Source organism: Vibrio sp. OPT46 (genome assembly GCF_015163535.1).
Classification (GTDB): Bacteria; Pseudomonadota; Gammaproteobacteria; order Enterobacterales; family Vibrionaceae; genus Vibrio; species Vibrio alginolyticus.
Window position 1 is genome coordinate 12,098 of record NZ_JADDYG010000725.1, and the last position, 3,888, is coordinate 15,985.

Annotated in this window: 1 protein-coding gene; it reads right to left on the minus strand. The window is 48.7% G+C overall.

The features are described 5' to 3' along the window. Window positions 1-3,888: tandem-95 repeat protein (locus IQR33_RS34410; RefSeq protein WP_228014150.1), on the minus strand; the 3,888-nt coding region annotated here is incomplete at both ends.

The following is a 3,888-nucleotide window of genomic DNA, read 5'->3' on the forward strand; positions in this document are numbered from 1 at the left end:
AAGTTTTCACTCGGCGTAATCGTGAAGCTACCATCAGCGTTCTCAACGATGGTTGCATTAGGATCGTTGGTCGATAGGTTCACCGCTTCAAGGTTGTCACCATCCACGTCCGTCGCGTTCGCTAACAAGTCTTCTTGAGTGATGGTAATTGAGCCATCTTCATCGACGACCGCATCAACCGGGCCGCTGACCTCCGGACCTTCGTTGACGATCTCAACATCGATCTTCGCAGTGCTTGGTGCACTTGCTTGACCATCGCTGATGTCGAAGGTCAGGTTCACTTCACCATAGAAGTTCGAAGTTGGTTCGAAGGTAAAGGTGTTGTCGCCGTTGTCTGTCAACGTACCTTGTGACTGGTCAACAAGCAGCAGATTCTCGATATGCAGAATGTCGCCATCAACATCGGTCGCACCTGATAACAGGTCTTTTGCTTCGATGATGATCGTGCCGTTTTCTAGCATTTGAGTATGCAGCGGCGCACCAGGAACTGGCACATCGTTGACCGGAATAACGGTCAGATCTAGATGGGTATCGACCTCATCGGTGCCATCAAAGACTTTGTAATCGATGTCGACTTCACCATGGAAGTTTTCATTCGGCATAAAGGTGTAAGTGCCGTCGCCATTATCGACAAGCTCACCGTTATCACCGCTGTAAGAGATATCAGAGATAGACAGCGCATCGCCTTCCACATCACTTGCATTGGCAAGCAGATCGTCCGCGCTAAACGTAATGCCCACATCCTCATCAGTCGATAACACAATCGGACCAGAAACGATTGGCGCATCGTTTACTGCTTCGAAGTTGATGTTGATGATGTTGTCGTCAGTGAGTTCACCATCCGTAACTTGGTAACCCAGCTCAATCTCACCGTAGAAGTTCTCATCTGGTGTGACTGTCCATGTACCATCGCCGTTGTCGGTTAACGTAGCGTGCTCCGCGTTATCCCCCACCAGCTCTAGGCTTTGAATATCAAGTACATCACTATCGATATCACTCGCTTGTGCGAGAAGCTGCTCTTCTGTGATTACCACAGAGGCAAACTGCGTAGAACCTTCGGTATCGATGGTCACATTTGGCAGATCAGCCGTCAGTTCGATTTCACTGTCACCTTCTCGGATATTCAGTTCTACCGTTTCCGTGATTTCCGTGCCGTCCACGCCAATAGATGTGAACACCGCTTCATCATGACAAGTTTGCGAAACCGTCATGTTTTGAACCACGTATGTACCGTTACCTTGAATCGTACCTAACTCAAAGTAAGACACTGGCTCGTTCACCGTTAGGGTGTAATCCGTCTCATAGCTACCACGATCTTCTTTGTGGTAAGTCATCGAGTCGATCAAGTCACCATCGGAGTTGAAGGCGCGAATTTCGACTTCGGTAAAGTGGCGAGACTCTTCCATAAACCAGCCGCCTAGACCATCAAGGTGGAAGCTGATTTCGTTGATGTCTTGACCTTCAACAGTCACAGTCAGTTTTTCATCACCGCTCAAGCCTTGGCGGTCAGTATCACCAATACCGTGACCGATGTGTGTTTTACCATTCCACGCACCGAGTGGGTCATCATTACTTTGAACGGTAACTTTCAAATCACCATCAACAAACTCACGTGTGTAAGGGTCAACAGCAGTACCCCAATCATCAAGGCTGGCGTTGTCGTCAAAGGTACCAATTTGACTCGTATGCGTACCGTTTGCCAATGCATCATCATTTGGAATGAAGCGCACTTCCGTGTCTGCAGGAACCTCCTGCCCGACTTCTAGCTGTACCCATTCGTCATTTAGATTTGCTTCAATGATGCCGTTTTCAGGGGCTTGGTCGAGACGTAACGCAGGCTCTTCACGCAGAGAAACACCTACGGTTTGGTCTTCTTCTGCTTGAATAAAGATCTCGTCGCCCGCTTCTGGCGCATCGTTGACAGGATTAACGGTCAGATCCAGCGTGGTAAGAACATCATTTTCGCCATCGCTGATGTTATAAGTGAAGTCCAACTCACCGTTAAAGTTTTCCGTATGCGTAATGGTGAATGAACCATCGTCGTTGGCTACGATCGTCGCATCTGGGTCATTGGTTTGTAGATTGCTAGCAACAAGGTCATCACCTTCAATGTCTGTCGCATTCGCAAGCAACTGTTCTTGTGTGATGGTGATGGCATTATCTTCATCCACCTCAGCTTGAATGCCTGACGTTTCTGGTGCGTCGTTCACCGCGATAACATCGATGCCTGCGGTTGTTGTATCCGTTGCACCATCTTGGTCGATAACCGTAACGTCGAGAGAAATGTTACCGTCAAAGTTTTCATTTGGCGTGAAGGTATATGTGCCGTCGCCATTGTCCACGAAGCTACCGTCGTTACCAGAGTAGCTAACATTCGCCAAGGCTACGTCACCTTCCACATCAGAAGAGTTGGCTAACAACTGCTCGTCACTAATGGTGACTTGACCGTCTTCTTGAACCGTGTACGACGTTGAACCTGCAACCGGTGGATCGTTAACTGGTGTCACGCTGACATCAATGAATGCTGGTGTTGAACCTGTGCCGTCAGACACATCGAATGTGAACTGAACATCACCGTTGAAGTTTTCATTCGGCGCGAAGCTGTAAGTGCCATCGCCATTGTCGGTAAGCACACCATCCGCACCTGTGTAGAGTACGTTTTCGATAGACAGATCATCGCCGTCAATATCCGATGCGCCTTCCAATAGGTCTGCATCCGTGAACAGCAAGGTGCCATCTTCTTCTACCGTGAACTGTTGATCTTGCGCTTGTGGCAAGTCATTCACAGGATTAACTGTAATATCCAGACCAACTTGTACCGAGCCACCATCGTTATCAATGATATCGAAGGTCAGATCTAGGTCGCCGTTGTAGTTTTCATCCGGTGTGATGGTGTAACTGCCATCATCGTTGTATTGAATCGTCGCGTTGTCATCTGTCGATAGATTGATGGCTTCAAGGTTCTCGCTATCAATATCGCCCGCTTTGGCAAGCAGTTGCTCTTGGCTTAGCGTAATTGAGCTGTCTTCGTTGATGGTGTAAGCCAAATCGCCCGATACTGGTGGATCGTTGATTGGCAATACGTCGACATTGATGTGCGTATCAACGGTTGCCCCATTCTCATCTTGAATGGTCACATCCAACTGAACTTGACCATTGAAGTTCTCGTTTGGCGCAAAGCTACAAGTACCATCGCCATTGACGGTAAAGATACCATCCGAGCCTTCATAGCTGATGCCAACAAGCTCTACATCACCCTCGATATCAGATGCGTTGGCAAGAATTTGTGACTCACTGAATGTCAGTACTGAATCTTCATCAATCGTGTAAGACGTTGGACCGGCAACTGGAGGATCATTCACTTCAATGACCGTAATGCCTGCGGTCGTTTCGTCAATCGCACCTTGCTCATCCGCCACAATCACATCAAGGCTGATATCACCATTGAAGTTCTCATTCGGCATGAAGGTGTAAGTACCGTCACCGTTGTCTTGGAATACGCCATCGGTGCCTGAATAGGTCACGCTATCGATGGACACTGCGCCTTCCACATCCGAAGAGTTAGCCAGAAGCTGCTCGTCGGAAATGGTAATCGCATTATCTTCATCAACCGTGTAAGACGTAGAACCCGCAACCGGAGGATCGTTCACTGGAGTGACGCTCACGTCCACATTGGCTGGTACGGTCTCAGTGCCGTCAGAAACACCAAAGCTAAAGCTGACATCGCCGTTGAAGTTTTCATTTGGTGCAAAGGTGTAAGTACCATCACCGTGGTCAGTCAGCACACCATCGCTGCCTGTGTAGCTAATGCCATCAACCGTTAAGTTATCGCCATCGATGTCGGTCGCGCCAGCAAGCAAGTCTGCGTCAGTAAACTGAAGCGTGCCG